The organism is Amycolatopsis sp. NBRC 101858 (assembly GCF_030269325.1).
Taxonomy (GTDB): Bacteria; Actinomycetota; Actinomycetes; order Mycobacteriales; family Pseudonocardiaceae; genus Amycolatopsis; species Amycolatopsis ponsaeliensis.
This window is the reverse complement of record NZ_BSTD01000008.1, coordinates 39,366-63,928: the sequence shown is the minus strand read 5'-3', so window position 1 is coordinate 63,928 and position 24,563 is coordinate 39,366. Positions and strand designations below refer to the sequence as shown.

The following is a 24,563-nucleotide window of genomic DNA, read 5'->3' as shown; positions in this document are numbered from 1 at the left end:
GCTCGTGGCCGATTCGAGCGAAGAGCTCCAGCAGCGGCTCGAACGCGTCCTGCTCGGCGGCAGGCGGAAGTACACCCGGCTCGAAGTGGCCGAAAAAGCCGGCGTGCCCGAGGAGCGGTCACGCCGGCTTTGGCGTGCCCTGGGGTTCGCGACGGTGCGCGACGACGAGGTCGTCTTCACCGACGCGGACGTCGAGGCCATGCGGACGGCGGACCAGCTGGTCCAGTCGGGGCTGATCGACCCGAGCATCGAGGTGTCGGTGACGCGCGCGCTCGGCCAGCACCTGTCGCGGCTGGCCGAGTGGCAGGTCGACATGCTCTGGGAGCTGATCAAGGAGCAACCTGAGCTGGGCCGCAGCGAGCGCCAGGTGGCCCGCCTGGTCGACCGGCTGCTGCCGGAGCTCGAGCGGGTGCAGAACTTCGTCTGGCGCCGGCACCTCGCGGCGTACGCGGGGCGGGCCTTCGCGGCGGCGGGTGACAACGTCGAGGCGCGCACCGAGGTGGTCGGGTTCGTCGACATGGTCGGCTACACGCGCCTGACGCGCCAGATCGACGAGGAAGAGCTGAGCCGGGTCCTCGACGCGTTCGAGCTGCTCGCGGCGGAGACGATCGCCGAGCACCGCGGCCGCGTGGTGAAGATGATCGGCGACGAGGTCCTGTTCGTGGCGGACTCGGCGGTCGACGCGGCCGAGATCGCCCTGGCGCTGACGGAGCGCACGACGGCGGACGAGAGCCTGCCCGCGGTCCGCGCGGGAATGGCTTCGGGCCGGATCTTGGCGCGCTTCGGCGACGTGTACGGATCGGTGGTCAACCTGGCGGCCCGCCTGACGTCGGTGGCTCGCCCGGGCACGATCCTGGTGGACCGGGAGCTGGCCGCGGAGCTCGCGGAGGAGAAGGCGTACGAGCTGCGGCCGCGCCGGCCGGTGACGGTCCGGGGCTACAACCGCCTCCGCCCGGCCGCGCTGCGGCGGGCGAGCGAGGCGCCGACGGGGATGTTCGCGAGCTCGCAAGCGCTGGCGGCGGAGATGCTGGGCCTCACGGACCCGACCGCCGAGCCCGCCGCCGAAGAGGAGACCGAGGCGCGCCCCCGCCGTCGCCGGCGAGGGCGCATCCGCTGATCAGGCGTCGAAGTCCACGGTGATCGTCTCCGAGACCGGGTAGGACTGGCACGTCAGCACGAACCCGGCCTCGACCTCGGCCTCCTCCAGTGCGAAGTTGCGCCGCAGGTCCACCTTGCCGTCCGTGACGCGTGCCCGGCAGGTGCCGCACACGCCGCCCTTGCAGGCGAACGGCAGGTCCGGGCGGAACTTCTGCGCACCGTCCAGGACCGACGTCGAGCGGGGCAGCGTCATGGACGACGAGCGGCCGTCCAGGACGACGCGGACCTCCGACGACTCCCCCGCCACCGCCGGGTCGAGGTGCTCGACCGGCGCCGGCGGGGTGTCGACGTAGAACAGCTCCTGGTGGATCCGCGCACGCGGGACCTCCAGGGACGCCAGCAGTTCCTGCGCTCCCGTCACCATCTCGAACGGGCCGCACAGCCACCAGTGGTCCACCGAGGACACCGGCACCAGGGACGAGAACAGGGAACGCAGCTTCGGCACGTCCAAGCGCCCCGTGAACAGCTCCGCCTCGCGCGGCTCGCGCGACAGCACGTGGATCAGCTCGAGCCGGGACGGCGCCCGGTCCTTCAGGTCCGCCAGCTCGTCCGCGAACATCACCGTGTCCGTGCGGCGGTTGCCGTACAGCACCGTCACCGTCGCGTCCGGGGTCGCCAGCAGCGACGACACGATCGACAGCACCGGCGTGATCCCCGACCCCGCCGCGATCAGGACGTGGTGGCCGCCTTCGGAAAGGTCCGGGGTGAACGACCCCGTGGGCGTGGCCACCTCGATCGTGTCGCCCGCGCGGACCTCGTTCACCAGCCAGGACGAGAACAACCCGTCCGGGACCAGCCGGACGCCGACCCGGGGCGCCGTGCCCGCCGCCGCGCAGATCGAGTACGACCGGCGCTCGTCACGGCCCTCGACCGAACGCCGCAGCGTCAACGACTGGCCCGGTTTGAAGGCGAAGTCCGAAGCCAGGGCGGGAGGCACGTCGAACGTCACCGCGACCGCGTCGTCGGTCAACCGCGTGACGCCCGCGACCTTCAGGGGATGGAACGCCACCTCAGATCTCCTTGACGTGTTCGAACGGCTCGGCACACGCGCGGCAGCGCCGCAGCGCCTTGCACGCCGTCGCGCCGAAGCGGGACTGCTCCTCCGTGTCCGCCGACCCGCACAACGGGCAGCGGACCGCCGACACGGGCGCCGACAGCATCAGCGGGATCGGTCCCGACCGCCGCGGTGCCGCGCCCGGCGGGGCGATCCCGGCGTCCGAAAGCTTTTGCCGCCCCGAGGGCGAAATCCAGTCCGACGTCCACGCCGGCGACAGCTGCGTCCGGATCTCGACGTCGGCGAAGCCCGCCGTGACCAGCGCGTGCTCCAGGTCGTCGCGCATGGTGTCCATCGCCGGGCAGCCCGTGTACGTCGGCGTGATCGCGACGACCACCCGGCCGTCCACTTCGGACACCGAACGCAGCACGCCCAGGTCCGCGAGCGTCAGCATCGGCAGCTCGGGGTCGGTGACCGTCGCGGCGACGGCCTCGGCGGTCACCACTTCGCGTCCGGCATCGCCCGGGCCACGCTCTGCAGCTCCGCCAGCAGGAACCCCATCTGCTCGGTGTGGACGCCGTCGCGGCCCGTCCGTCCCGAGACGCCGGCCAGCTCACCGGCCGCAGGAACGGACAACGTCGCCGCCGCCAGAGCCTGGTCCAGCACCGCGTCGAACTCCGGCCGCAGCGTGGCCGCGTCCACCAGTTCGGCGGGGTGCGTGCGGAACAGCTCGCCGACGTACGGCCACACCGCGTCGAGCCCTTCCTGCATGCGCTCGTGGGACAACGACGTCCCGTCGCCGAGGCGGACCAGCCACTGCGCCGCGTAGTCGCGGTGGTAGGTCACCTCCTTGACGCCCTTGTCCGCGATGGCCGCCAGCACCGGGTCCACCGATGTCACCAGCCGCTGCAGCAGCGCCAGGCGCCACGTCGAGAACACGAACAGCCGCGCGATCAGGTGCCCGAAGTGCCCGCCGCCCAGCTCCGCGAGCCGGACGTTGCGGAACTCGTTTTCGACGCGGCCGAACGCGAACGAGTCTTCCGAACGCGAAGAGCCGTCGGCCTTGCCGGCGCGCGCGAGCAGCAGCCGGGCCTGGCCGAGCAGGTCGAGGCCGATGTTGGCGATCGCGACCTCGTCCTCCAGCTCGGGTGCGTTGGTGCACCACTCCTGCAGCCGGTGGGAGAAGATCAGCGCGTCGTCGCCCAGCATCAGGCAGTACGCCGCCAGCTGGACGCCGTCCACCCCGGACGGCACCGAGGTGTCCACACCGGACAGCGGGTCCTCGAAGCCGGTGCCGAACGCCCAGCGGGCGTCGTTCTCCTCGGTCAGCGACTCGTAGACGTTGTCGAAACTCATATGTGCGGCACCTCCTCGGGGATGTCGTAGAACGTCGGGTGCCGGTAGACCTTGTCCCCGCTCGGCGCGAAGAACGGGTCCTTCTCGTCCGGCGACGACGCCGTGATGTCCGACGCCTTCACGACCCAGATCGACACGCCTTCGTTGCGGCGGGTGTAGAGGTCACGCGCGTGGTGCAGCGCCATCTCGTCGTCGGCCGCGTGGAGCGAGCCGACGTGCACGTGGTTCAGCCCGCGCTTGCCCCGGACGAACACCTCGTACAGCGGCCAGTCGTGCTTCATCGCGAACCCTTCTTTTCGGCGTGCGCCACGGCGGCTTCGCGGACCCAGGCACCTTCGTCGTGCGCACGGCGACGGTGCGCGATCCGCGAAGCGTTGCACGGGCCGTTGCCCTTCAACACGTTCTTGAACTCGTCCCAGTCCACCGCGCCGAAGTCGTAGTGCTCGCGTTCCGCATTCCAGCGAAGAGCCGGGTCCGGGAACGTGACGCCCAGCGCCTCCGCCTGCGGCACCGACATGTCGACGAAGCGCTGCCGCAGCTCGTCATTGGTGTGGCGCTTGACCTTCCACGCCATCGACTGCGCGGTGTTCGGCGAGTCGACATCCGGCGGGCCGAACATCATCAGCGACGGCCACCACCAGCGGTTGACGGCCTCCTGGACCATGTCCCGCTGCTGCTGGGTGCCCTTCATCATCGTCATCAGCAGCTCGTAGCCCTGCCGCTGGTGGAAGGACTCCTCCTTGCAGATCCGGATCATCGCCCGCGCGTACGGCCCGTAGGACGACCGGCACAGCGGCACCTGGTTGCAGATCGCCGCGCCGTCGACCAGCCAGCCGATCACGCCGACGTCGGCGAAGGTCAGCGTCGGGTAGTTGAAGATCGACGAGTACTTCTGCTTGCCGGTGATCAGCTTGTCGGTCAGGTCCGCGCGGTCGGCGCCCAGCGTCGCCGCCGCCGAATACAGGTAGAGGCCGTGGCCGGCTTCGTCCTGGACCTTGGCCAGCAGGATCGCCTTGCGCCGCAACGACGGCGCCCGCGTGATCCAGTTGCCCTCGGGCTGCATGCCGATGATCTCCGAGTGCGCGTGCTGCGCGATCTGCCGGATCATCGTCTTGCGGTAGCCCTCGGGCACCCAGTCGCGCGGTTCGATGCGCTGGTCGCGCTCGATCGTCGCCTCGAAGTGGTCTTCGAGGGAAGCCACTGCGGTCACGGCTGCTCCTTCGACACGAGGGTCAGGACGTCGTACTTCGCGACGGACTCGCCGTCGGCGTTGGTGACGTCGGCGTCCCAGCGGACCTCGCCGTACTCCTGGTCGATCCGCGGGGTGATCTGCTTGGCGGTCAGGGTCACGGTCAGCGAGTCGCCGACCTTGACCGGCGTGAGGAACCGCAGGTTCTCGAGGCCGTAGTTGGCCAGCACCGGGCCCGGCTCGGGCGAGACGAACAACCCGGCCGCGAACGAGACCACCAGGTAGCCGTGCGCGACGATCCCGCCGAACAGCGGGTTCGCGGCCGCGGCCTCGGGGTCGGTGTGGGCGTAGAACGTGTCGCCGGTGAACTCGGCGAAGTGGTCGACGTCCTCCTGGCTGACCGTCCGCGGCCCGGCGACGACGGAGTCGCCGATCTTCAGCTCGGCCAGGGACTTGCGGAACGGGTGGACGTCGCCCTCGGTGCGCGGCGCGCCGGTGACCCAGCGGCCGGTGACGGCGGAGAGCACCGCCGGGGAACCCTGGACCGCCGTGCGCTGCATGTGGTGCAGGACGCCGCGGATGCCGCCCATCTCCTCGCCACCGCCCGCGCGGCCGGGACCGCCGTGGACGAGTTGCGGCATCGGCGAGCCGTGCCCCGTCGACTCCTTGGCGTCGTCGGCGTCCAGGACCAGCAGCCGGCCGTGGAACGGCGCCACGCCGAGCACGACCTCGCGCACGAACTCCTTGTCGGCCGAGACCACGGACCCGGCGAGGCTGCCGCCGCCGCGTGCGGCGAACTCGACGACCTGCTCGGTGGACGTGTACGGCATGAGCGTCGAGACCGGGCCGAACGCCTCGACCTCGTGCGGCTCCGAGCGCTCCGGGTCCGCCTTGAGCAGCACCGGGGAGAGGAAGGCGCCGCGCTCGGCGTCGGCGTCGACGACCTCGACGTGCTCCGGGTCGCCGAACACGACGCTGCCGGCGTCCAGCAGCGCCTTGAGCGACCGCCGGACCTCCTCGCGCTGCTCCAGGCTCGCCAGCGCACCCATCCGGACGCCCTCGGCGGTGGGGTTGCCGACCGTCACCTTCGCCAGCCGCGCCGAGGCGGCCGCGGCGACGTCGTCGAGCAGCGAAGCCGAGACGAACGCGCGGCGGATGGCGGTGCACTTCTGGCCCGCCTTGACCGTCATCTCGCTGGTCAGCTGCTTGACGAACAGGTCGAACTCGGTGGTGCCCTGGACCGCGTCCGGGCCGAGGATCGAGCAGTTCAGCGAGTCGGCCTCGGCGTTGAACCGCACCGAGTTCCGCACGATCGCCGGGTGCGCGCGCAGCTTCTGGGCGGTGGACGCCGAGCCGGTGAAGGACACCAGGTCCTGCGCGGTCACGTGGTCGAGCAGGTCACCGACGCTGCCCGCGACGAACTGCAGCGACCCCTCCGGCAGGATCCCGGACCCGATGATCAGCTCGACCAGCCGCGCGGTCAGGTACGCCGTGGAGCTGGCCGGCTTGACCAGGCTCGGGACCCCGGCCAGGAACGCCGGGGCGAACTTCTCCAGCGGGCCCCACACCGGGAAGTTGAACGCGTTGATCTGGACCGCGACGCCCCGCAGCGGGGTCGCGATGTGCTGCGCGACGAACGTGCCGCCCTTGCTCAGCGGCTCGACGGCGCCCTCGACGTAGACGGTGTCGTTCGGCAGCTCGCGCTTGCCCTTCGAGCCGTAGCTGAACAGGACGCCGATGCCGCCGTCGATGTCGAACTTCGAGTCACCCAGCGTCGCGCCGGTGCGCGCGGAGAGTGCGTACAGCTCCTCGCGATGCTCGCGCAGGTGCGAGGCCAGCGCCTTCAGCAGGGCCGCACGCTGGTGGAACGTCAGCTCGCGCAGCGCCGGGCCACCGACCCGGCGGCCGTACTCCAGCGCGCCCGCGAAGTCGACGCCCGCCGACGAGATCCGGGCGACCTCCTCGCCCGTGGCGGCGTCGTGCAGCGGGACGCCCTCGCCCGTCGCCGTGTGCCACTCCCCGGAGACGTAGCTGCGCAGCACTGCCATCAGGTCCCGACCTCCACCGAATTACCTACCGGACGTTCAGTTATTTGCATGGTAGCCGCCGGGCCTCGAGATCGGAAGGGGCGGCGCTTGACACCGGCGTGGCCACTGCCTTTACTGAGCGACACCGCCAGGTGACCGTCCATTCGGTAAGTCAGGCACGGAGGACGAATGACCAACGCCGCGCACACCATGTTCGCCGCCGACGAGGCGTCGCGCGCGCTGGGCATCGAGCTGGTCGAGGCGGGTGACGGCCGCGCCGTCGCGACCATGACGATCACGCGCGCGATGGTCAACGGCCACGACATCGCGCACGGCGGGTACGTCTTCCTGCTCGCCGACACCGCGTTCGCCTGCGCCTGCAACACCCACGGCCCGGTGACGGTCGCCGCGGGCGCCGAAATCTCCTTCGTCGCGGCCGGCCGGCTCGGGGACCACCTCGTCGCCACGGCCACCGAGCGCACCCGCTACGGCCGCAACGGCATCTACGACGTCACCGTGCACCGGGAGACCCCCGGCGGGCCCGAGGTCGTCGCCGAATTCCGCGGCCGCAGCCGCGTCATCTCCGGGAAACGAGGCGATGCATGATCGAGGCGAACATCGGCGCCGACGAGCTGGCCGCCCTGCAGCTCGAACGTCTGCAGTGGACACTCCGGCACGCGTACGCGAACGTGCCCGCGTACACGAAGAAGTTCGACGAAGCGGGTGTCCACCCGGACGACTGCAAGGAACTCTCCGACCTGGCGAAGTTCCCGTTCACGACCAAGCAGGACCTGCGGGAGAACTACCCGTTCGGCATGTTCGCCGTGCCGCAGGACCAGGTGCGGCGCATCCACGCCTCCAGCGGCACCACCGGCAAGGCCACCGTCGTCGGGTACACCGAGCAGGACATCGACACCTGGGCGACGGTGATGGCCCGGTCGATCCACGCCGCCGGCGGCCGTCCGGGGCACAAGGTGCACGTCGCCTACGGCTACGGCCTGTTCACCGGCGGCCTGGGCGCGCACTACGGCGCGGAGAAGCTGGGCTGCACGGTGATCCCCGCGTCGGGTGGCATGACGGCGCGCCAGGTGCAGCTGATCACCGACTTCCGGCCCGAGGTCATCATGGTGACGCCGTCGTACATGCTGACGCTGCTCGACGAGTTCGAGCGCCAGGGCGTCGACCCGCGTTCTTCGTCTCTGAAGGTCGGCATCTTCGGCGCCGAGCCGTGGACCGAGCAGATGCGCACCGAGATCGAAGAGCGGTTCGCGATCGACGCCGTCGACATCTACGGGCTGTCCGAGGTGATGGGCCCGGGCGTCGCGCAGGAGTGCGTCGAGACGAAGGACGGCCTGCACATCTGGGAGGACCACTTCTACCCCGAGGTGATCGACCCCTTCGACGAGCACGTGCTCGGCGGCGGCGAGACCGGTGAGCTGGTGTTCACGTCGCTGACCAAGCAGGCGCTGCCGATCATCCGCTACCGCACCCGCGACCTCACGGCGTTGTCGCCGGGGACCGCGCGCCCGGCGTTCCGGCGGATGGACAAGGTCACCGGCCGCACGGACGACCTCATCATCCTGCGCGGGGTCAACGTCTTCCCGACGCAGATCGAGGAGATCGTGCTGCGGACGGCCGGACTGAGCCCGCACTTCCAGCTCGTCCGGTCCACGCGCGGGCGGCTGGACCACCTGACCGTACTGGTCGAGGCGCGCCACGACGCTTCGGCGGCTTCGCGTGAGCAGGCGGCTGCTTCGCTGATCTCGGGCGTGAAGGACGGCGTCGGCGTGACGGTGTCGGTGGACGTCGTCGACCCCGACACGCTGGAGCGGTCCATGGGCAAGATGCGGCGGATCGTCGACCAGCGGGACAAGCCGTGACCACCCCGCGCCGCGGGCGTCCGGGCTACGACCTCGAATCGCTGCTGCAGGTGGCGGTGAAGCTGTTCAACGAGCGCGGCTACGACGGCACGAGCATGGAGGACCTCTCCCGCAAGCTCGGCATCACGAAGTCGGCGATCTACCATCACGTGCCCAGCAAGGAGGAACTGCTGCGGCTGGCGGTGGACCGCGCGCTGGACGGGCTGTTCGAGGTGGCGGCCTCCACGGACCGCCTCGACGGCCGCGCGATCGACCGGCTGGAGCACCTGGTGCGCGGCAGCGTGCTGGTGCTGGCCGACCGGCTGCCGTTCGTGACGCTGCTGCTGAGGGTCCGCGGCAACACGAAGGTGGAGCGGGCGGCCCTGGCCCGCCGGCGCGAGTTCGACCTGCTGGTGACGGACTTGGTGAAGCAGGCGGAGGCCGAGGGCGACATCCGCCCGGACGTCGACCCGGCGGTGACGGCGAGGCTGATCTTCGGCATGGTGAACTCGCTGATCGAGTGGTACAAACCGCGCCGCGGCTCGTCGGCGGCCGAAGTGGCGGACGCGGTGTGCAAGGTGGCTTTCGAAGGCCTGCGCACTGGTTCAGGTCGGTGAAGTACCCGGAAGGAACGCTTCGGCACCCTCGATGTTGGTCGGATCGACCCCGCCGAAGTCGGCCGACTCAGGGACTCGCGCGCCGTTGACAAACGACTGATCTTTGAATTCTGCGCGGGCGAATTTCGTGCCGGCCTGGAAGTGACACTGCGCGAAGGATGCGCCACCCAGGAACCTGACGCTGTCGAAAGAGGCATTGCCCCGAAACCTCCACTCGAAGAACCACGTGCGCCCCAAAAAGGCCGCTCCGTCGAAGGAAGCGAAATCGAAGCGCGCTTGCACGAACGTGGACTGCCCGTTGAACACCGCGTCGTCGAACACAGCCGCGTCGACGAACTTCGCCCCTTCGAAGTCAGCGGTTCCGATGTGGCAGCCCCTGAAGTCGAACCCGATCAGCGTGGCACCCCGCAGGTCGATGTCCATGTCCGGCCAGAAACGCACGCTCACCGCATTCTCCGGAGCGGACTCGTCAGGTTTCTTGAGGTGCTTCGTCAACAGTCGTTGTGCTGTGAGCCGCACCTCCAGCTCCACCAGGAACTCGTCGGCTCCCGCCTGCTGCACCCTCGGATTCGGTCTCATCCGGTGCGCAACACCCGGTTTCGCCGTACGAGAGGGCACCCCTCGCACCAGCTCGACGCGGGCAGCATCGAAAGGTGCCCGGAGGTACGCGCAAAACACCTCGACGATGGTCTGGCGCTGCGCGACGTTGTCCTGGGCCACGCGCTCGAGCGCATACATCCCGCCTTGCCTCACCGCCGCCTTGTCCGAACCCAGTTGCTCCACCGCCTTCACATACAGGTCGGTCAAGCGACGTTCCGCCGCGTCGTGCTCGGTGGCGGCGGCGACGCGTTCCAGGTGCTGCCGGTTCTGTTCCGCGATGAGCTGCTGGAACGCGAACGCCCGGTCCGTGGCCTCCTGGTCGGCGTGCTTCTGGTTCAGAGCGATCTCGCCGGTCCGCTGCCGACGGGCAGCAAGCCAGAGCGCGGCCGCACCACCGGTGCCGAGGACGATTGTTCCCGCCGTCTTGACCGCGTCGAGCTGGTCGGTGTGCTTGCCGTCGCCGAAGAGGAGCAGCAGGATCACAGCCAGCCCGATACCGAGGACGATCAGCCCGATCACGAAGAGCGTTATGGCCCGGCTCGAGAGCACGGGGTACGTCTGTTCAGGGCGTTGACCTCGCCGGCTCCGCATCAATCGTCGGCATTCTGGGGCGGTCGCCCCGCTTGCCAGAGAAGGGCTTCGCGCAGCTGCTCGATCAACCGCTCGTCGTCCGCTTCGGACGGGTCGACGCCCAGGGGGATCCAGTGCTCGGAAACCTTCGACCCCTCGTCGTAGCCCGTGATCACGATTCCCGAGTAGGACAACGACTCTTCGTCCGCGCAGTCGCCGTCGGGGAGGGGCTCGTCCGCTTCGAAGCCCTCGTCGAAGCTGACGTGACGATGCTGCAGGCGAACGCTCACCCAGCGTCCGGCCTGCCGGATCGGCGCGTCTTCTTCGCTCATCTGCTCCCTGCCCGGTCGCGGGTCCCTGCCGTCTCGTCGCATCCGGGCGCCGGGAAGTTACCGGTGGGTTGTTCCGGTTGCGTAACGACAAAGGTTGGCGCGAAACACCCGTTGCCCGCCACCGGAGTCACTCTTTTGACGATGGGTCAACTACTTGTTGACAGCGTGCCGCTCCCCCGCGAGGCTGAGCGGATGACCAGTGGGACCCGGCCGCGGCGCCGCCGCCTCGAACCGGCCGAACGGCGCGCGGAGATCCTCGCCGCCGCCCGGCACCTGTTCGGCGCGGGCAGCTACGCGTCGGTGTCCACTTCGGACATCGCCGAGGCGGCCGGGGTCGCGCGCCCGCTCATCAACCACTACTTCGGCGGCAAGCGCGAGCTCTACCTGGAAGTCGTGCGGCAGCTGATGATCGTGCCGGCGCCGGTCACCGAAGCGCTGCCGGACACGACGATGGAGGAGCGGCTCGCGATCGGCGTCGAGCGCTGGATCGACGTCGTGGACCGCAACCGCGACGCCTGGCTGACCGTGATCGGCCCCGAGTCCGCCGGCCGCGACCCCGAGATCGAGCGGATCATGCTGGAGGCCGACGAGATCGCCGCCGACCGGGTGCTGGAAGCCGCGCTGATGACCGACGTCACCGACGGCCGCGAGCAGCTGCGCGCGATGATCCGGTCGTTCGGCGGGATGCTGCGGGCCGCCTCGCGCGAATGGCTGATCCGCGGCACGCTCGACCGCGCGGCGCTGCGCACCTTCCTCACCGATTCGATCCTCAACCTGCTCAAGCTCACCTACCCGGCGGTGCTTGCCGAGCGGCCCGGAAGCGCCGCGCGAACGCCGCCGGCGTCATCCCGGTCCAGCGCTTGAACGCGTAGATGAAGCTCGACGCCTCGGCGTACCCGAGCCGGTACGCGACGTCCTCGACCGACAGGACGCCGGTGTCGAGCAGCTCCTCGGCCAGCGCCTGGCGGACCTCGTCGACGAGCGCGCGGTAGCTGGTGCCGGACTCGGTGAGGCGCCGCCGCAGCGTGCGCGTGCTGAGCGTCAGCTGGCGGGCGATCTCGTCCATCCCGGCGTCGACGCCACCGAGCCGGACCAGGCGTTCCCTGACCTGCTGCGAGATGCCCGACCGCCGGCGTTTGCGCGCGACCAGCGCTTCGCACTGCGCGGCGCACAGCGCCACCGTCTGTTCGTTGGCCTGCGGCAGCGGCAACGCCAGCAGCGCCGAGTCCAGCGTCGCGCGGCAGGCGTCCGCGCCGAACCGCGGCACCAGGCCGAACGCGGCCCGATAGGCGTCCACTGTGGACGATTCGTGCCGGAAGCCCAGGTCGTCCAGCACGATCTCCGGCAGCAGGTCGCGCATGACCGAGAAGATCGCGGCCAGGTCGCGCAGCACGAGGAAGCGGGCGACGTCGGCGGGCACGCGGCTGTCGTCGAGCTCCAGCGTCAGGCGGCCGGCCTCCAGCTCTACGTGCGGGATGCAGAAGGCGAAGCTGAGGTCGAAGTAGCGCAGGGAGAACAGCATCGCGTCCCGCAGGGTCGGGCTGCTGATGCAGGCGAACCCGAAGATGCCGAAGGTGGTGACGCGGTAGCGGCGCCCGAGGTCCAGTGCCGCCGCGTCCGAGCCGTCCAGGTCGGCCAGGGCGCGGACGACGGCCAGCTCCTGACGCGCGTCGACCTGCACCGACGGGTCGGCGAGGAGCTCCGGCGAGAGCGTGGTCGCGGCCAGCAGCTTCTCCGCGGGCAGGCCGCGGTCGGCGGCGAACCGGGTCATCAGCTCGATGCTGGCGGTGCCGCGCGGGAAGTCCCAGTCCCCGACGGCGGGCGCGGCGAGCTCGGCCATGGCGGGATTATGGACCCGGAACTGTCGGTGCCGCTCGCTAGGGTGGCGCGGTGACCACGACGGTGAGCCGACAGGCCCTCAACCGGGCGACGCTGGAGCGCCAGCTGCTGCTTCGCCGCGCGAAGATGCCGGCCCTCGACGCGGTCGAGCACCTCGCGGGCCTCCAGGCGCAAGCGCCGTTCCCGCCGTACTACGCGCTGTGGTCGCGGCTGCAGGGGTTCAAGCCGCAGGAGCTGGCCGCGCTGCTGGAGGAGCGGCGCGTGGTGCGGATCGCGCTGATGCGCGGCACGGTCCACCTCGTCACGGCGGCGGACGCACTGGCGTGGCGGCCGGTGGTGCAGGTGCTGTACGACCGCGACCTGAAGACGAACACGTTGCACGCCCGCGAGCTGGCCGGCCTCGACCACGCCGAAGTCGCCACGGCGGCGCGGGAGCTGCTGGCCGCTTCGGCGCTCTCCAGCACGGCGCTGGGAGCCGAGCTGGCCAGGCACTGGGACGTCCCCGCGGCATCGCTGACGCACCTGGCCCGCGGCCGGTTGCCGCTGGTCCAGACGCCGCCGCGGGCGATCTGGGGCAAGGCCGGCCAGACGACGTACGCGTGCCTCGACGAGTGGGTCGGCGCGCCGTTGCCGCCGCCGTCACCGGCTTCGCTGATCGCGCGGTACTTGCGGGCGTTCGGCCCGGCGACGGTGGCCGATGTCCAGACCTGGGCGGGCATCACCCGGCTGGGCGAAGTCGCGGCGGAGATGGACCTGCGGCGCTACCGCGACCCGGACGGGCGCGAGCTGCTGGACCTGCCGGAACTGACCGTGCCGGACGAGGACGTCCCGGCGCCGCCTCGCCTGCTGGGCCCCTTCGACCAGACGATCCTGTCGTACGCGGACCGCACCCGGGTGATCTCGGACGACTACCGCAAGCGCGTCATCACCCAGAACGGCCTGGTCAAGGGCACGCTGCTGGTCGGCGGGCAGGTACGCGGCTTCTGGGAGATCACGAAGGCGAAGAAGGCGGCGGTCGTCGAGCTGTCGCCGTTCGAGAAGCTGACGAAGCGCGACCTCGCGACGTTGGAAAGCACCGCCGGACGCCTGCTGACCTGGGCGGAACCCGACGCGGAGACGAGGGAGGTGCGCATCCGCCCGCCGGCGTGACGAGCTGGCCGGAATTCTCGATCGAGTGACCGTTCGTGACCTGTTGTCACAGGCGTCCGCTGCGTAGCTTTTTCCCATGAGTAGTTCGGCGAAGGGGCCGTCGGTGCTGATCGTGGGCACCGGCTTCGGCGGCATCGGAACGGCGATCGAGCTGAAGCGCGCCGGGTTCACCGACTTCACGATCCTGGAGAGCGCGGCCGAGCCCGGCGGCGTCTGGCGGGACAACACCTACCCCGGCGCCGCCTGCGACATCCCGTCGCCGCTCTACTCGTACTCGTTCGAGCCGAACCCGCGCTGGTCGAAGCGGTTCTCCTACCAGCCGGACATCCTGGCCTACCTGCGGCGCGTCATCACCAAGTACGGGCTCGAGCCGCACATCCGGTACCGGACCGAGGTCACCGCGGCCGCGTTCGACGAGGAGCGCGGCGTCTGGCGCGTCGAGACGAACAGCGGCGAGACGTACGAGGCAAACGTTTTCGTCCCCGCCGTCGGCCAGCTGTCGCGGCCGGTGCTACCGGACATCCCGGGCCGCGAGAGCTTCGCCGGCGACGCGTTCCACTCGGCGCGCTGGGACCACGACGTCGAGCTGGCCGGCAGGCGCGTCGCCGTCATCGGGACCGGGGCCAGCGCGGTGCAGTTCGTGCCCGAGCTGCGCAAGCACGCGCAGCACGTCACGGTCTTCCAGCGCACGCCGCCGTACGTCATGGCGAAGTCCGACCCGAGCTACCGGCGCTGGCAGCACTGGCTGTTCGAGCACCTGCCGCCCACGCAGCTGCTCGGCCGGCTGCGGATCTTCCTGCTGGCGGAGTACGCGACGTACGCGATGACCAAGCACCCCGTGCTGGCGAAGATGTTCGAGCTGCGGACCGCCCAGCTGCGGCGCCGGCACATCAAGGACCCCGAGCTGCGCGCGAAGCTCAAGCCGGCCTATCCCCTGGGCTGCAAGCGGATCCTGTTCACCAACGAGTACCTGCCCGCGCTGGCGCAGCCGGACGTCGACGTCGAAACGCGGCGGATTTCCGAGATCACGGCGAAGGGCGTGCGGCTCGAGGACGGCACCGAGGTCGAAGCGGACGTCCTGGTCTACGGCACCGGGTTCGCCGCGACGGAGTTTCTCGGCCGGATGACCGTGACCGGCCTCGGGGGCCGGTCGCTGCGGGACGCATGGGCCGGCGGCGCGCGGGCCTACCTGGGCATGGCCGTGCCCGGGTTCCCGAACATGTTCTGCGTCTACGGCCCCAACACGAACCTCGGCGCCGGGTCCATCATCTACATGATCGAGCGGCAGGCGCGCTACATCCGCCAGGCGGTCGAACAGCTCGCGCGACCCGGCGTGTCCTATGTGGACGTGCGGGCCGACGTCGAAGAGCGCTACGACCGGGAGGTGCAGAAGCGGCTGGGCGCCAGCGTGTGGAGCGCGTGCACGAGCTGGTACCGCCAGGCCGACGGCCGCGTGACGACCAACTGGCCGGGCCTGGTCACCGAGTACGACCGCCGGACACGGCGGCTCGACGCGGGCGACTTCCGGGTGGTGGCGTGATGGACTACGACGTCCTGGTGATCGGTTCGGGCTTCGGCGGGAGCGTCACGGCGTTGCGGCTGACCGAGAAGGGCTACCGCGTCGGCGTGCTGGAGACCGGCCGCCGGTTCGCCGACGACGAGTTCGCGAAGACGTCGTGGCGGCTGCGGAAGTACCTGTGGGCGCCCGCGCTGGGCTGTTTCGGCATCCAGCGGCTGACGCTGCTGAAGAACACGTTCGTGATGAGCGGCTCCGGCGTCGGCGGCGGTTCGCTGGTGTACGCGAACACGCTGTACGAGCCGCCGGACAAGTTCTACGCCGATCCCCAGTGGGCGCACATCACGGACTGGAAGGACGAGCTGGCGCCGTACTACGACCAGGCGAAGCGGATGCTGGGCGTGGTCGAGAACCCGGCGACGACGGCCGCGGACCGCGTTTTGAAGGACGTGGCCGAGGACATGGGCATCGGCCACACGTACCGCCGCACGCCGGTCGGTGTCTACTTCGGACAGTCCGGGGCAGACCCGTTCTTCGGCGGCGCGGGACCCACGCGCTCCTCGTGCACCTTGTGCGGCGAGTGCATGACCGGCTGCCGGGTCGGGGCGAAGAACACGACCGTGAAGAACTACCTGTACCTGGCGGAGAAGGCGGGTGCGGTCGTGCACCCCCTGACGACGGCGGTTTCGGTGCGCCCGATTTCCGGCGGCTACGCGGTCGAGACGCGCCGGACCGGCCGCCGTTCCCGCCGGACGTTCACGGCGTCACAGGTGGTGTTCTCCGCGGCCGCCTTGGGAACGCAACGGTTGCTGCACCGGATGCGCGACACCGGGACGCTGCCGTCGCTGTCACCCCGGCTGGGGCTGCTGGCCCGCACGAACTCCGAAGCCGTACTGGCGGCGCGGTCGCTGCGCCCGGACACGGACTACACGCGCGGTGTCGCGATCACGTCGTCGATCCACCCGGACGAGGTGACGCACGTGGAGCCGGTGCGGTACGGGCGCGGCAGCAACGTGATGGGCCTGCTGGCGACGGTGCTGGTGGACGGGGAGACGGGCCGCCGGCGCTGGGTGCTGGGGCTGCGGGAGCTGTGGCGTCAGCGTCGGCAGCTGGCGCGGATCCACAACCCGCGGCACTGGTCGGAGCGGATGATCGGGCTGCTGGTGATGCAAACGCTCGACAATTCGGTGACGACGTACACGAAGCGGGGGCTGTTCGGCCGCCGGATGACGACGCGCCAGGGAGCGGGACAGCCGTCGCCGTCGTGGATCCCGGCGGGCCACGAGGTGACGCGCCGGGTGGCCGCGAAGATCGGCGGGTTGCCCCAGGGCGCGTGGACGGACATGGCGAACATCCCGATCACGGGCCACTTCATCGGCGGCTGCGCAATCGGCGACTCGGCTTCCACCGGGGTCGTGGATCCGTATCAGCGGGTGTACGGGTACCCGGGACTGCACGTGGTGGACGGGTCGGCGATCTCGGCGAACCTGGGGGTGAACCCGTCGCTGACGATCACGGCGCAGGCGGAGCGAGCGATGGCGTTCTGGCCGAACCGGGGCGAGGCGGACCCGCGGCCCGAGCTGGGCTCGCCGTACCAGCGGGTGGCGGCGGTGGCGCCGGTTCGCCCGGTGGTACCGGCCGACGCACCGGGAGCCCTGCGGTTGCCGATCACGCCGCTCCCCTGACCTGAAAGGCCCCTCCCGGACCGCGCGCCAGGGAGGGGCCTTTCAGCGGACGGTTACGGCAGGCCCGCGAGCCCGGCCGACACCGTGTTGGCGAACGCGTACCCGTTCGACGCGTCCCAGTTGATCGACCACGTCATCGCGCCGCGGATCGTCGGGTACGTCGTCGACGGCTTGAACGAGCCGCACGACGTACCGCGAGCCAGGCAGTTCAGCGCCGACACCGTGTTAGCCGGGGCCTGGTAGCCGCCGCCTGCCGCCTGGGACGACGCCGGGAGGCCCAGGCCCACCTGGTCCGCCCGCAGGCCGCCCTGGAGCTGGATGCAGGCCAGCGCCGTCAGGAAGTCGACCGTGCCCTGGGCGTACACGCTGCCGTTGCAGCCCAGCATCGTGCCGGAGTTGTAGTACTGCATGTTGACGACCGTCAGGATGTCCTTGATGCCCAGCGCCAGCTGGAAGTAGCCACCCTGGGTGGACTGCATGTCGATCGTCTGCGGCGCCATCGTGATGACCTTGCCGCCGCCGTTGTAGATGCTGCGCAGCGCTTGGCCCATGTACGTCGCGTTGATGCCGTTCTCGAGGTCGATGTCGACGCCGTCGAAGCCGTAGTTCGAGATCAGCGACTTGATGCTGTTCGCGAAGTTGTTCGCCGACGACGAGTCGCTCACGCTGATCGTGCCGTTCTGGCCGCCGACCGAGATGATGACCCGCTGGCCGCGCGCCTGGACCGTCTTGATGTCCGCCTTGAACTGCGCGTCCGTGTAGCCGCCGAGCTGCGAGGACAGGCCCGAGTCGAGCGTGAAGCTCACCGCGCCCGGCGTGCCCGTCGCGTCCGCGAACGACACCGCGATGATGTTGTACTTCGTCGGGACGTCGGCCAGCTTCAGCGCCTTGGCGCCGTTGTAGAAGTTCTGCCAGTAGCCGGTCAGGACGTGCTTCGGCAGGTCACCCTGGGTCGGCGGCGGCGTGGTCGTCGTCGGCGGGGTGGTCGTGGTGGGCGGCGTCGTCGGCGTGGTGGGGGTGGTCGGCGTCGTCGGCGGCGGGGTGCCCGGGCCGTCGAGGCTGACGTCGTCGGCGTAGTACGTCGGCTGGCCGTACCAGCCGTGCAGGTACACCGTCAGCGACGTGCTCGAACCGGTCGTGAAGCTCAGCGAAAGCTGCGAGTAGCCGCTGGTGCCCGGCGTCCACGTGCTGGTCGTCGCCGAACCGGAAACGCCCAGGTAGACGTAGCTGCCCTGGACCCAGGCCGAGAGCTTGTACGCCGTGTTCGCCGAGACGGTGAGGGTCTGCGAGCACTGCGCGTTGTCCGACGACGTCGGCGTCACGTTCAGCGCGCGGCTGCCGCTGTGGACCGGGGTGCTCACCGCGGTCGGCGTGGACGTGCACGTCCAGCCCGAGGTGCCGGCTTCGAAGCCGGGGTTGGCGAGGATGTTGGCCGCCGAGGCGCTCCCGGCGAGGACGAATGTCACGCCGAGACACAGCGCGACCGCGGAAAGTAACGATAGCAGGGCCAGACGGGCTTTGGGGACCACGGGGCGACCTCCACTGGTCGTGAGGCAGGTCACCACAAAATGGACTAGACCAATCTGATTGTCAAGGAGCCCCATCCGAAAGTCGGGGTGGCGGAAACGGCAGAATGAGACGATCGGAACCAGGCGAAGCAGGAGCGTGTTGCAGTGAGCGTGTCGGTCGAGCAGAGGATCGCCGAAGAACTGGGCGTGCGCGAAGGACAGGTCAAGGCCACCGTCGAGCTGCTCGACGGCGGTTCGACCGTCCCGTTCATCGCGCGGTACCGCAAGGAAGTCACCGGCATGCTCGACGACGCGCAGCTGCGCACGCTCGAAGAGCGGCTGCGCTACCTGCGGGAACTCGACGAGCGGCGGCTCGCGGTGCTCGAATCCATCCGCAGCCAGGGCAAGCTCGACGAAGCCCTCGAGGCGTCGATCCTCGCCGCGGACACGAAGTCGCGGCTGGAGGACATCTACCTCCCCTACAAGCCGAAGCGCCGCACGAAGGCCATGATCGCGCGTGAAGCGGGGCTCGAGCCGCTGGCCGACGGCCTGCTCAACGACCCGAACACGGACCCGCAAGCCGCGGCGGCGGTGTTCGTCGACGCGGACAAGGGCGTCGCGGACGCGCAGGCGGCGCTCGACGGCGCCCGTTCGATCCTCGTCGAGCGCTTCGCCGAGGACGCCGACCTCATCGGTGACCTGCGCGAGAAGATGTGGGGCCAGGGCCACCTGGTCGCCAAGGTCCGCTCGGGCAAGGAGGACGAAGGGGCGAAGTTCTCCGACTACTTCGACTTCTCCGAGCCCTACACCAAGCTCCCCTCGCACCGGATCCTCGCGATGCTGCGCGGCGAGAAGGAGGAGGTCCTCGACCTCACGATGTCGCCGGACGAGCCCACCGACGAGCCGCAGGTCGGCCCGACCGACTACGAGTCGCGCATCGCCGCGAAGTTCGGCATCACGCAGCAGGGCCGGCCGGGCGACAAGTGGCTCGGTGACACCGTGCGCTGGGCGTGGCGCACCAAGATCCTCCTGCACCTGGGCATCGACCTGCGGATGCGGCTGCGCCAGGCCGCCGAGGACGACGCCGTGCGCGTCTTCGCGGCCAACCTGCGCGACCTGCTGCTGGCCGCGCCGGCCGGCACCCGCGCCACGATGGGCCTCGACCCGGGCTTCCGCACCGGCGTCAAGGTGGCGGTCGTGGACGCGACCGGCAAGGTCGTCGACACCCACGTCATCTACCCGCACCAGCCCGCGAACAAGTGGGACCAGTCGATCGCCGAGCTGGCGGCGCTGTCGGCGCGGCACCAGGTCGACCTGATCTCGATCGGCAACGGCACGGCGTCGCGCGAGACGGACAAGCTCGCCCAGGAGCTGATCAAGAAGCACCCCGAGCTGAAGCTGACGAAGGCGGTCGTGTCGGAGGCCGGCGCGTCGGTGTACTCGGCGTCGGCGTTCGCTTCGGCCGAGCTGCCGGGCATGGACGTCTCGCTGCGCGGCGCGGTCTCGATCGCGCGGCGGCTGCAGGACCCGCTGGCCGAGCTGGTGAAGATCGACCCGAAGTCGATCGGTGTCGGGCAGTACCAGCACGACCTGTCCGAGGTTTCGCTGTCGCGCTCGCTCGACGCGGTGGTCGAGGACTGCGTGAACGCGGTCGGCGTCGACGTCAACACGGCGTCCGCACCGCTGCTGACCCGCGTCTCGGGCATCACGACGGGGCTGGCGGAGAACATCGTCTCCCACCGCGACACGAACGGGCCGTTCCGCTCCCGGACGGCGCTGAAGGAGGTCGCGCGGCTCGGGCCCAAGGCGTTCGAGCAGTGCGCGGGCTTCCTGCGCATCCCGGACGGCGACGACCCGCTCGACTCGTCGTCGGTGCACCCGGAGGCGTACCCGGTGGTCCGGCGGATCCTGACGAAGACGGGCACGGACCTGCGGTCGCTGATCGGCAACACGCGGACGCTGTCTTCGCTGCGGCCGGCGGAGTTCGTGGACGAGACGTTCGGTCTCCCGACGGTGACGGACATCCTGGCCGAGCTGGACAAGCCGGGCCGCGACCCCCGCCCGGCCTTCAAGACGGCGACGTTCGCGGAGGGCGTGGACAAGATCGGCGACTTGAAGCCGGGGATGCGCCTGGAGGGCGTGGTCACGAACGTGGCGGCGTTCGGGGCGTTCATCGATGTGGGTGTGCACCAGGACGGGCTCGCGCACGTTTCGGCTCTGTCGAAGAACTTCGTGAAGGATCCGCGGGAGGTCGTGAAGCCCGGGGACATCGTGAAGGTGAAGGTGCTGGACGTCGATGTGCCGCGGAAGCGGATTTCGCTGACGCTGCGATTGGACGACGAGCCGGGTGCTGCTTCGTCTTCCCGAGGCGGCGGTGGCGGCGGTCGTGACCGGGGTGCGCAGGGCGGCGGTGGCGGTCAGCGCCGGGGTGGTTCCGGCGGCGGTCAGCGCGGCGGCTCCGGTGGTGGCCGGGGTGGCAGCTCGGGTTCCGGCTCGGGCGGCAGCGGTTCGATGGCAGATGCCTTGCGGCGGGCCGGGTTCGGCAAGTAGGCCAACGCGAAAGGCCGCCTCTTTGGAGGCGGCCTTTCGTCGTTCAGGCGGCGCGACAGGGGCGCGGCCGGTCTCGGGTCGCCGCCAGTCTCAAGCCCGCTTCGACCAGGAGCCAGCCCAAGCGCTGCCGTCGCGTTCCCTCTCGCTGAGGGCGGCTGACTCGGGCCGACGCCCGTCTCAACTCGCTCTCGCGTTCGCGGACCACGGCTTCCGCCATCAAGAAATGCACCACGTTCGTCCCCCTCAGTCGGACTTCGATGTGCCGGGTTCCTCGGGTTGTGCCTGCCACGGGAACGCCGACCAGTGCGCCATCACGTTGTGGTCGCCCGGGCGCGCTTCCCGGCGGTAGCGGTCGACCACCGCCTCGACGTCGGCACTCATCGCGGCCGCCTCCTCGGGCGTGAGGGACAGCCTCACGTCGTTGAACACGGCCTTGTCGTGCCACTGCTCCAGCCACCTCGGCAGCTCGCTGATGAACCGCGACTCCGCCTGGTAGCGGTGCTCGACCAAGGACCGCAGGTAGCTGTCCAGAGGCGCGGCGAGGTCCGGGTCGCCGATGAAGTCGGCGGCCCGCATCCGGGTCGTCTTCCGCACGGAGCGCCACCAGCGTTCGCGCTTGTTCCCGCGTTCGGTGTCCTCCTCCACCAGGCCGGCCTCGGCCAGCAGGCGCAGGTGCCAGCTGGTGGTCCCGGAGCTTTCGCCGACGCGCTTCCCCAGCCCGGTCGCGGTGGCGGGGCCGTCCGCCTGCAGCAGTTCGATCATGCGCATCCGCAGCGGGTGGGCCAGCGCCCGGAGCATCCGCGCGTCGATCGGGCGATCCCTGGTCATGCCGACCAGACTAGACCGCAGAGGCTCCTTTGCAAAGGACTCTCTGCGGTTATCCGCACTGCAGCGTGCAGCGCGCGCGGTCGAAGCGCCTCGCCTCGAGGTCGTCGGCCCGGATCATCCAGTACAGCATTCCGGCGTCGCCCCAGATCATGTCGGCTTCGTCGTCGGTGTCGATCTGGGCGAGCAGCACCCAGCGCGCCGCCTCCTCGACCCGCCGCGGGTCCCGGTAGTCCCCCAGCACCTCCGCGGCGATCTCGTTCTCCACCGCGCCCTGCACCGGTGCGGCGAACCCGCCGAGCTGATGCTCCCGGCCTCGCCCGCGGGCCGTCGCGACCAGTTCGCCGAACACGTCCGTGCCCGGGAAGTCCGGCGGGCCGTCCGCCGCCTCGGCGAGGGACTCCCCGCTCGCAATCCTGGTCTGGTCGAGCAGGATGTGCTCCCGTTCCGGAGCCGTGGCCACGACCTCGCCGAACAGGTCCCGGGCCGGATAGGGCTCGAGGCCTCCGGGTGTCTCCCGTTCGACGACCGGCACCCCCGCCGGCACGAAGACCACCCGGCTGCCCTCGACGTCTTCGAGCAGCGGCGAGTCGTCGGAGCCCCGGCGGAACCCGTCGAAGTAGAAGAACAGCAGCGTGCCCGCCTCGGGCAGCGGGATGCTCAGGAATTCACGGGGCAGCGCCGCGCAGTCCACCGCGGCCAGGAAGTCGAGCGGTCCCCGCCCGGGCCACTCGGGCCACGCCAGCCCTTCGGGCAGGGCCGGAGCGCCGCCGATCCGTCCCACGCACGGCCCCGAACCGGCAGGCACCAGCCGGATGCCCGGCCGGAACAGCTCGGCCCACTTCGCCGCGACCTCGGCGGGCAGCTGTTCGCGGGCGAGGGCGCTGAGTCGATCTCTCCAGGACGTCACGGCCACATCGTGGCAGGGGGCACCGACAAAACGGCTCAGCGCAGCGCGGCCAGCCCCACCGCGAACAGCACCGCCGGCACCACCGCGGCCGCCGAGCTGATCAGCCCGGCGCCGCCTCGCCACCCCGTCGGGGACGCATCGAGGACCAGCCGGCGCACCAGGGCCGCCTCGACGACCGCCGCCAGCAGGAACCCGAAACCCACGCTGAAGATCGCCGCCGCGCCGACGAAGAACAGGCCCGACGTCGACGCCGCGCCCAGCGGGGCCGCGATCTCCCACCGGACCAGTCCCGCCGCCACCGCGAGCAGCGCCAGGAGCAGCACGAACGCCACCAGGAAGCCGATCCGCGCGGTCGTCTGGTGCTGGGCGTGCGCGAACCACCAGAACCCCGCGTCGAGCACCACCACGACCGCGGCGAGCACCAGGAACCCGGCACGGAACGTCAGCACCCGATCACCCTAGCCAGGCGGGACCTGGCTCATGATCGCGGTCGTGTGACCGTCGGGGTCGGCGAAGAACGCCATCCACTCCTCCACCCCGGACTCGTGCCGGAAGATCAGGTGCGGTGCGCCGAGGAACTCGACGTCGCGACCCCTCAGCTCGTCGTACGCCGCGTCGATGTCCGGGACCCTGAAGTACAGCACCGACTCCGTGCCCTTCGGCTCGCCGGCGGTCAGGAACAGCCGGACGCCGGCGCAGTCGAAGAACGCCAGGTCGCCGAACGTGTAGAGGTGCTCCAGCCCGAGCACGCCGCCGTAGAACGCCTTGGCCCGGCCGAGGTCCGCCACGGTCCGCGAAACCTGCCCGATCGGTCCCAGCACCGCCGCCTCCTCACCCGTCCGGCCCGCGAGCGCGCTGTCCGCCGGGGCGCCGCGCCACGCGCGCAGCTCGGCCCGCCCGGTCAGGCCGAGCTTGCGGACGGCGTTGCCGACGTGGAACTTGACGGCGTCCCGGCTGGTGCCGCGCCGCCGGGCGATCTCGCCGTTGCTCAGGCCGTGGCGGACCGCGTCGACCACCCGCCACTCGGCGGGGGTCAGCCGGTCGGGGTGCCGTGGCCTGCCGCGCTCGCCCACGGGCCGACGATAGCCCCGGAACCGCCGAATTACCCTCCCCCGGCGAACCGCACCTCGACGCTGCCCAGCGCGCCGAAGTCGGCGACCACGTGCCCGCCGGCGCGGATCGGGCACGGCGGGGTCGCCGTGCCGGTCGTGACGACGTCGCCCGGGCGCAGGGAACGGCCGTGGCGGGCCAGTTCCATCGCCAGCCAGTGCAGTGCCAGCCGCGGGTCGCCGAGCACCAGGCTGCCGCTGCCGCGCGAGAACTCCTCGCCGTCGGAGTGCAGGACGACCGCCTGCCGGGGCAGCTCGAGGTCGCGCCAGCCCGGCACCGCCCGCCCCTCGACGAACCGGCCCGCGCACGCGACGTCGGCCAGCAGCTGCGGCCCGCCGGCGTGCTGGTGGTCGGTGTAGCGGCTGTCCGGCATCTCGAGGGCGAGGAACATCGTGTCGACGGCGTCGAGCACCGCGGTCAGCGACGGCGACGAGCCCGGATCGGCCTTGAGCCGGAAGGCGAACTCGGGTTCGGCGACACCCATGGTCATCGTGTCGGCCGGCACCGGCTCGCCCTCGGCGTGGCGGAACCGCTCGAACATCACGCCCGGCAGCGGGCCGGGGACGTCGAGGTACTGCCGGGCGTACGCGGTGGTCGCGGCGATCTTCCAGCCCGACACCGGACCGGCCAGCTCGGCGAGCGCCGCCTGCGCGGCCATGCCCTCGGCGGCGGCGCGCGGGCGGGCGTCGTCCGGCAGCCCCTCGAGGCGTTTCCCGGTCCGCCACGCGTCCCAGATGAGTTCCGCCGCCCGCTCTCGGTTCACGTTCCC

The 24,563-nt window shown here is 70.7% G+C and carries 24 protein-coding genes; 9 read left to right on the top strand and 15 right to left on the bottom strand.

The features are described 5' to 3' along the window. Nucleotides 1-4 precede the first annotated feature (4 nt). Nucleotides 5-1,117 carry an adenylate/guanylate cyclase domain-containing protein gene (locus QSK39_RS47335; protein ID WP_285484411.1) on the top strand — a complete coding sequence of 371 codons (1,113 nt, stop codon included), beginning with the start codon at nucleotides 5-7 and terminating at the stop codon, nucleotides 1,115-1,117. On the opposite strand, the gene paaE is transcribed toward QSK39_RS47335, so the two are convergent. From paaE to paaZ, 6 genes are read right to left on the bottom strand one after another with little or no spacing between them, the layout of a single operon-like run. Next, entirely contained in the window at nucleotides 1,118-2,203 is a 1,086-nt protein-coding gene (gene paaE, locus QSK39_RS47330; RefSeq protein WP_502873378.1) for a 1,2-phenylacetyl-CoA epoxidase subunit PaaE, read from the bottom strand. It abuts the gene before it with no gap. After that, complete coding sequence (paaD, locus tag QSK39_RS47325; protein ID WP_285484409.1) at nucleotides 2,169-2,657, bottom strand: 1,2-phenylacetyl-CoA epoxidase subunit PaaD; 489 nt, start codon at nucleotides 2,655-2,657, stop codon at nucleotides 2,169-2,171. The genes paaE and paaD overlap by 35 nt, the downstream gene beginning before the upstream one ends. Further along, entirely contained in the window at nucleotides 2,651-3,508 is an 858-nt protein-coding gene (gene paaC, locus QSK39_RS47320; RefSeq protein ID WP_285484408.1) for a 1,2-phenylacetyl-CoA epoxidase subunit PaaC, read from the bottom strand. The genes paaD and paaC overlap by 7 nt, the downstream gene beginning before the upstream one ends. Further along, a complete protein-coding gene (gene paaB, locus QSK39_RS47315; RefSeq protein ID WP_160701458.1) occupies nucleotides 3,505-3,789 on the bottom strand; it encodes a 1,2-phenylacetyl-CoA epoxidase subunit PaaB in 285 nt (94 codons plus the stop codon). The genes paaC and paaB overlap by 4 nt, the downstream gene beginning before the upstream one ends. Beyond that, a complete protein-coding gene (paaA, locus tag QSK39_RS47310) occupies nucleotides 3,786-4,718 on the bottom strand; it encodes a 1,2-phenylacetyl-CoA epoxidase subunit PaaA (RefSeq protein WP_285484407.1) in 933 nt (310 codons plus the stop codon). Before paaA ends, paaB begins: the two co-directional genes overlap by 4 nt. Continuing rightward, nucleotides 4,715-6,745, bottom strand: a complete 2,031-nt coding sequence (paaZ, locus tag QSK39_RS47305; protein ID WP_285484406.1) for a phenylacetic acid degradation bifunctional protein PaaZ — start codon at nucleotides 6,743-6,745, stop codon at nucleotides 4,715-4,717. The genes paaA and paaZ overlap by 4 nt, the downstream gene beginning before the upstream one ends. A gap of 168 nt (nucleotides 6,746-6,913) precedes the next feature. Here paaZ and paaI point away from each other — a divergent pair, with 168 nt between their 5' ends. The 3 genes from paaI to QSK39_RS47290 are packed head-to-tail and all read left to right on the top strand — an operon-like array spanning nucleotide 6,914 to nucleotide 9,200. Further along, nucleotides 6,914-7,330 carry a hydroxyphenylacetyl-CoA thioesterase PaaI gene (gene paaI / locus QSK39_RS47300; protein WP_285484405.1) on the top strand — a complete coding sequence of 139 codons (417 nt, stop codon included), beginning with the start codon at nucleotides 6,914-6,916 and terminating at the stop codon, nucleotides 7,328-7,330. Further along, complete coding sequence (paaK, locus tag QSK39_RS47295) at nucleotides 7,327-8,604, top strand: phenylacetate--CoA ligase PaaK (RefSeq protein ID WP_285484404.1); 1,278 nt, start codon at nucleotides 7,327-7,329, stop codon at nucleotides 8,602-8,604. Before paaI ends, paaK begins: the two co-directional genes overlap by 4 nt. Then, the gene (locus tag QSK39_RS47290) at nucleotides 8,601-9,200 is read left to right on the top strand and encodes a TetR/AcrR family transcriptional regulator (protein ID WP_285484403.1); all 600 of its coding nucleotides are present in this window, start codon (nucleotides 8,601-8,603) and stop codon (nucleotides 9,198-9,200) included. Before paaK ends, QSK39_RS47290 begins: the two co-directional genes overlap by 4 nt. Here QSK39_RS47290 and QSK39_RS47285 read toward each other — a convergent pair. Both QSK39_RS47285 and QSK39_RS47280 read right to left on the bottom strand, forming a co-directional pair. Next, nucleotides 9,189-10,319 (bottom strand): pentapeptide repeat-containing protein, encoded by a 1,131-nt coding sequence (locus QSK39_RS47285; RefSeq protein WP_285484402.1) that lies wholly within the window; start codon nucleotides 10,317-10,319, stop codon nucleotides 9,189-9,191. The genes QSK39_RS47290 and QSK39_RS47285 overlap by 12 nt on opposite strands. Nucleotides 10,320-10,390: 71 nt before the next feature. Further along, nucleotides 10,391-10,702: a hypothetical protein gene (locus tag QSK39_RS47280; RefSeq protein WP_284743095.1), complete on the bottom strand. Its 312-nt coding sequence runs from the start codon at nucleotides 10,700-10,702 to the stop codon at nucleotides 10,391-10,393. 192 nt (nucleotides 10,703-10,894) lie between these two features. Here QSK39_RS47280 and QSK39_RS47275 point away from each other — a divergent pair, with 192 nt between their 5' ends. Beyond that, nucleotides 10,895-11,566, top strand: a complete 672-nt coding sequence (locus QSK39_RS47275; protein WP_285484401.1) for a TetR/AcrR family transcriptional regulator — start codon at nucleotides 10,895-10,897, stop codon at nucleotides 11,564-11,566. On the opposite strand, the gene QSK39_RS47270 is transcribed toward QSK39_RS47275, so the two are convergent. After that, nucleotides 11,487-12,542 carry an AraC family transcriptional regulator gene (locus QSK39_RS47270; RefSeq protein ID WP_285484400.1) on the bottom strand — a complete coding sequence of 352 codons (1,056 nt, stop codon included), beginning with the start codon at nucleotides 12,540-12,542 and terminating at the stop codon, nucleotides 11,487-11,489. The genes QSK39_RS47275 and QSK39_RS47270 overlap by 80 nt on opposite strands. 50 nt (nucleotides 12,543-12,592) lie before the next feature. Here QSK39_RS47270 and QSK39_RS47265 point away from each other — a divergent pair, with 50 nt between their 5' ends. The 3 genes from QSK39_RS47265 (at nucleotide 12,593) to QSK39_RS47255 (ending at nucleotide 16,891) form a co-directional block, all read left to right on the top strand. Beyond that, nucleotides 12,593-13,690, top strand: a complete 1,098-nt coding sequence (locus QSK39_RS47265; RefSeq protein ID WP_285484399.1) for a winged helix DNA-binding domain-containing protein — start codon at nucleotides 12,593-12,595, stop codon at nucleotides 13,688-13,690. A gap of 76 nt (nucleotides 13,691-13,766) precedes the next feature. After that, nucleotides 13,767-15,230, top strand: a complete 1,464-nt coding sequence (locus QSK39_RS47260; RefSeq protein ID WP_285484398.1) for a flavin-containing monooxygenase — start codon at nucleotides 13,767-13,769, stop codon at nucleotides 15,228-15,230. Next, a complete protein-coding gene (locus QSK39_RS47255; RefSeq protein WP_285484397.1) occupies nucleotides 15,230-16,891 on the top strand; it encodes a GMC oxidoreductase in 1,662 nt (553 codons plus the stop codon). Before QSK39_RS47260 ends, QSK39_RS47255 begins: the two co-directional genes overlap by 1 nt. Nucleotides 16,892-16,944: 53 nt before the next feature. Here QSK39_RS47255 and QSK39_RS47250 read toward each other — a convergent pair whose 3' ends face one another. Further along, the gene (locus QSK39_RS47250; RefSeq protein ID WP_285484396.1) at nucleotides 16,945-18,420 is read right to left on the bottom strand and encodes a chitinase; all 1,476 of its coding nucleotides are present in this window, start codon (nucleotides 18,418-18,420) and stop codon (nucleotides 16,945-16,947) included. Between the two features lie 144 nt (nucleotides 18,421-18,564). Here QSK39_RS47250 and QSK39_RS47245 point away from each other — a divergent pair, with 144 nt between their 5' ends. Further along, entirely contained in the window at nucleotides 18,565-20,949 is a 2,385-nt protein-coding gene (locus tag QSK39_RS47245) for a Tex family protein (RefSeq protein ID WP_285484395.1), read from the top strand. Between the two features lie 243 nt (nucleotides 20,950-21,192). Here the strand turns inward: QSK39_RS47245 and QSK39_RS47240 are convergent, their stop codons facing one another. From QSK39_RS47240 to QSK39_RS47220, 5 genes are read right to left on the bottom strand one after another with little or no spacing between them, the layout of a single operon-like run. Further along, a complete protein-coding gene (locus tag QSK39_RS47240) occupies nucleotides 21,193-21,777 on the bottom strand; it encodes an ArsR/SmtB family transcription factor (RefSeq protein ID WP_285484394.1) in 585 nt (194 codons plus the stop codon). A 49-nt stretch (nucleotides 21,778-21,826) separates the two neighbouring features. Next, nucleotides 21,827-22,684, bottom strand: a complete 858-nt coding sequence (locus QSK39_RS47235) for a YwqG family protein (protein ID WP_285484393.1) — start codon at nucleotides 22,682-22,684, stop codon at nucleotides 21,827-21,829. 35 nt (nucleotides 22,685-22,719) lie between these two features. Continuing rightward, complete coding sequence (locus QSK39_RS47230) at nucleotides 22,720-23,133, bottom strand: hypothetical protein (protein ID WP_285484392.1); 414 nt, start codon at nucleotides 23,131-23,133, stop codon at nucleotides 22,720-22,722. A 9-nt stretch (nucleotides 23,134-23,142) separates the two neighbouring features. Next, nucleotides 23,143-23,757 carry a VOC family protein gene (locus QSK39_RS47225; RefSeq protein WP_285484391.1) on the bottom strand — a complete coding sequence of 205 codons (615 nt, stop codon included), beginning with the start codon at nucleotides 23,755-23,757 and terminating at the stop codon, nucleotides 23,143-23,145. A 29-nt stretch (nucleotides 23,758-23,786) separates the two neighbouring features. Continuing rightward, the gene (locus tag QSK39_RS47220; RefSeq protein ID WP_285484390.1) at nucleotides 23,787-24,557 is read right to left on the bottom strand and encodes a 2-keto-4-pentenoate hydratase; all 771 of its coding nucleotides are present in this window, start codon (nucleotides 24,555-24,557) and stop codon (nucleotides 23,787-23,789) included. Between the last annotated feature and the right edge of the window lie 6 nt (nucleotides 24,558-24,563).

Coding starts and splice junctions, on each gene's coding strand:
- paaC (WP_285484408.1), bottom strand. CDS start 3,508: ATGAGTTTCGACAACGTCTACGAGTCGCTGACCGAGGAGAACGACGCC.
- paaB (WP_160701458.1), bottom strand. CDS start 3,789: ATGAAGCACGACTGGCCGCTGTACGAGGTGTTCGTCCGGGGCAAGCGC.
- paaZ (WP_285484406.1), bottom strand. CDS start 6,745: ATGGCAGTGCTGCGCAGCTACGTCTCCGGGGAGTGGCACACGGCGACG.
- paaI (WP_285484405.1), top strand. CDS start 6,914: ATGACCAACGCCGCGCACACCATGTTCGCCGCCGACGAGGCGTCGCGC.
- paaK (WP_285484404.1), top strand. CDS start 7,327: ATGATCGAGGCGAACATCGGCGCCGACGAGCTGGCCGCCCTGCAGCTC.
- QSK39_RS47280 (WP_284743095.1), bottom strand. CDS start 10,702: ATGAGCGAAGAAGACGCGCCGATCCGGCAGGCCGGACGCTGGGTGAGC.
- QSK39_RS47275 (WP_285484401.1), top strand. CDS start 10,895: ATGACCAGTGGGACCCGGCCGCGGCGCCGCCGCCTCGAACCGGCCGAA.
- QSK39_RS47270 (WP_285484400.1), bottom strand. CDS start 12,542: ATGGCCGAGCTCGCCGCGCCCGCCGTCGGGGACTGGGACTTCCCGCGC.
- QSK39_RS47260 (WP_285484398.1), top strand. CDS start 13,767: ATGAGTAGTTCGGCGAAGGGGCCGTCGGTGCTGATCGTGGGCACCGGC.
- QSK39_RS47255 (WP_285484397.1), top strand. CDS start 15,230: ATGGACTACGACGTCCTGGTGATCGGTTCGGGCTTCGGCGGGAGCGTC.
- QSK39_RS47240 (WP_285484394.1), bottom strand. CDS start 21,777: ATGACCAGGGATCGCCCGATCGACGCGCGGATGCTCCGGGCGCTGGCC.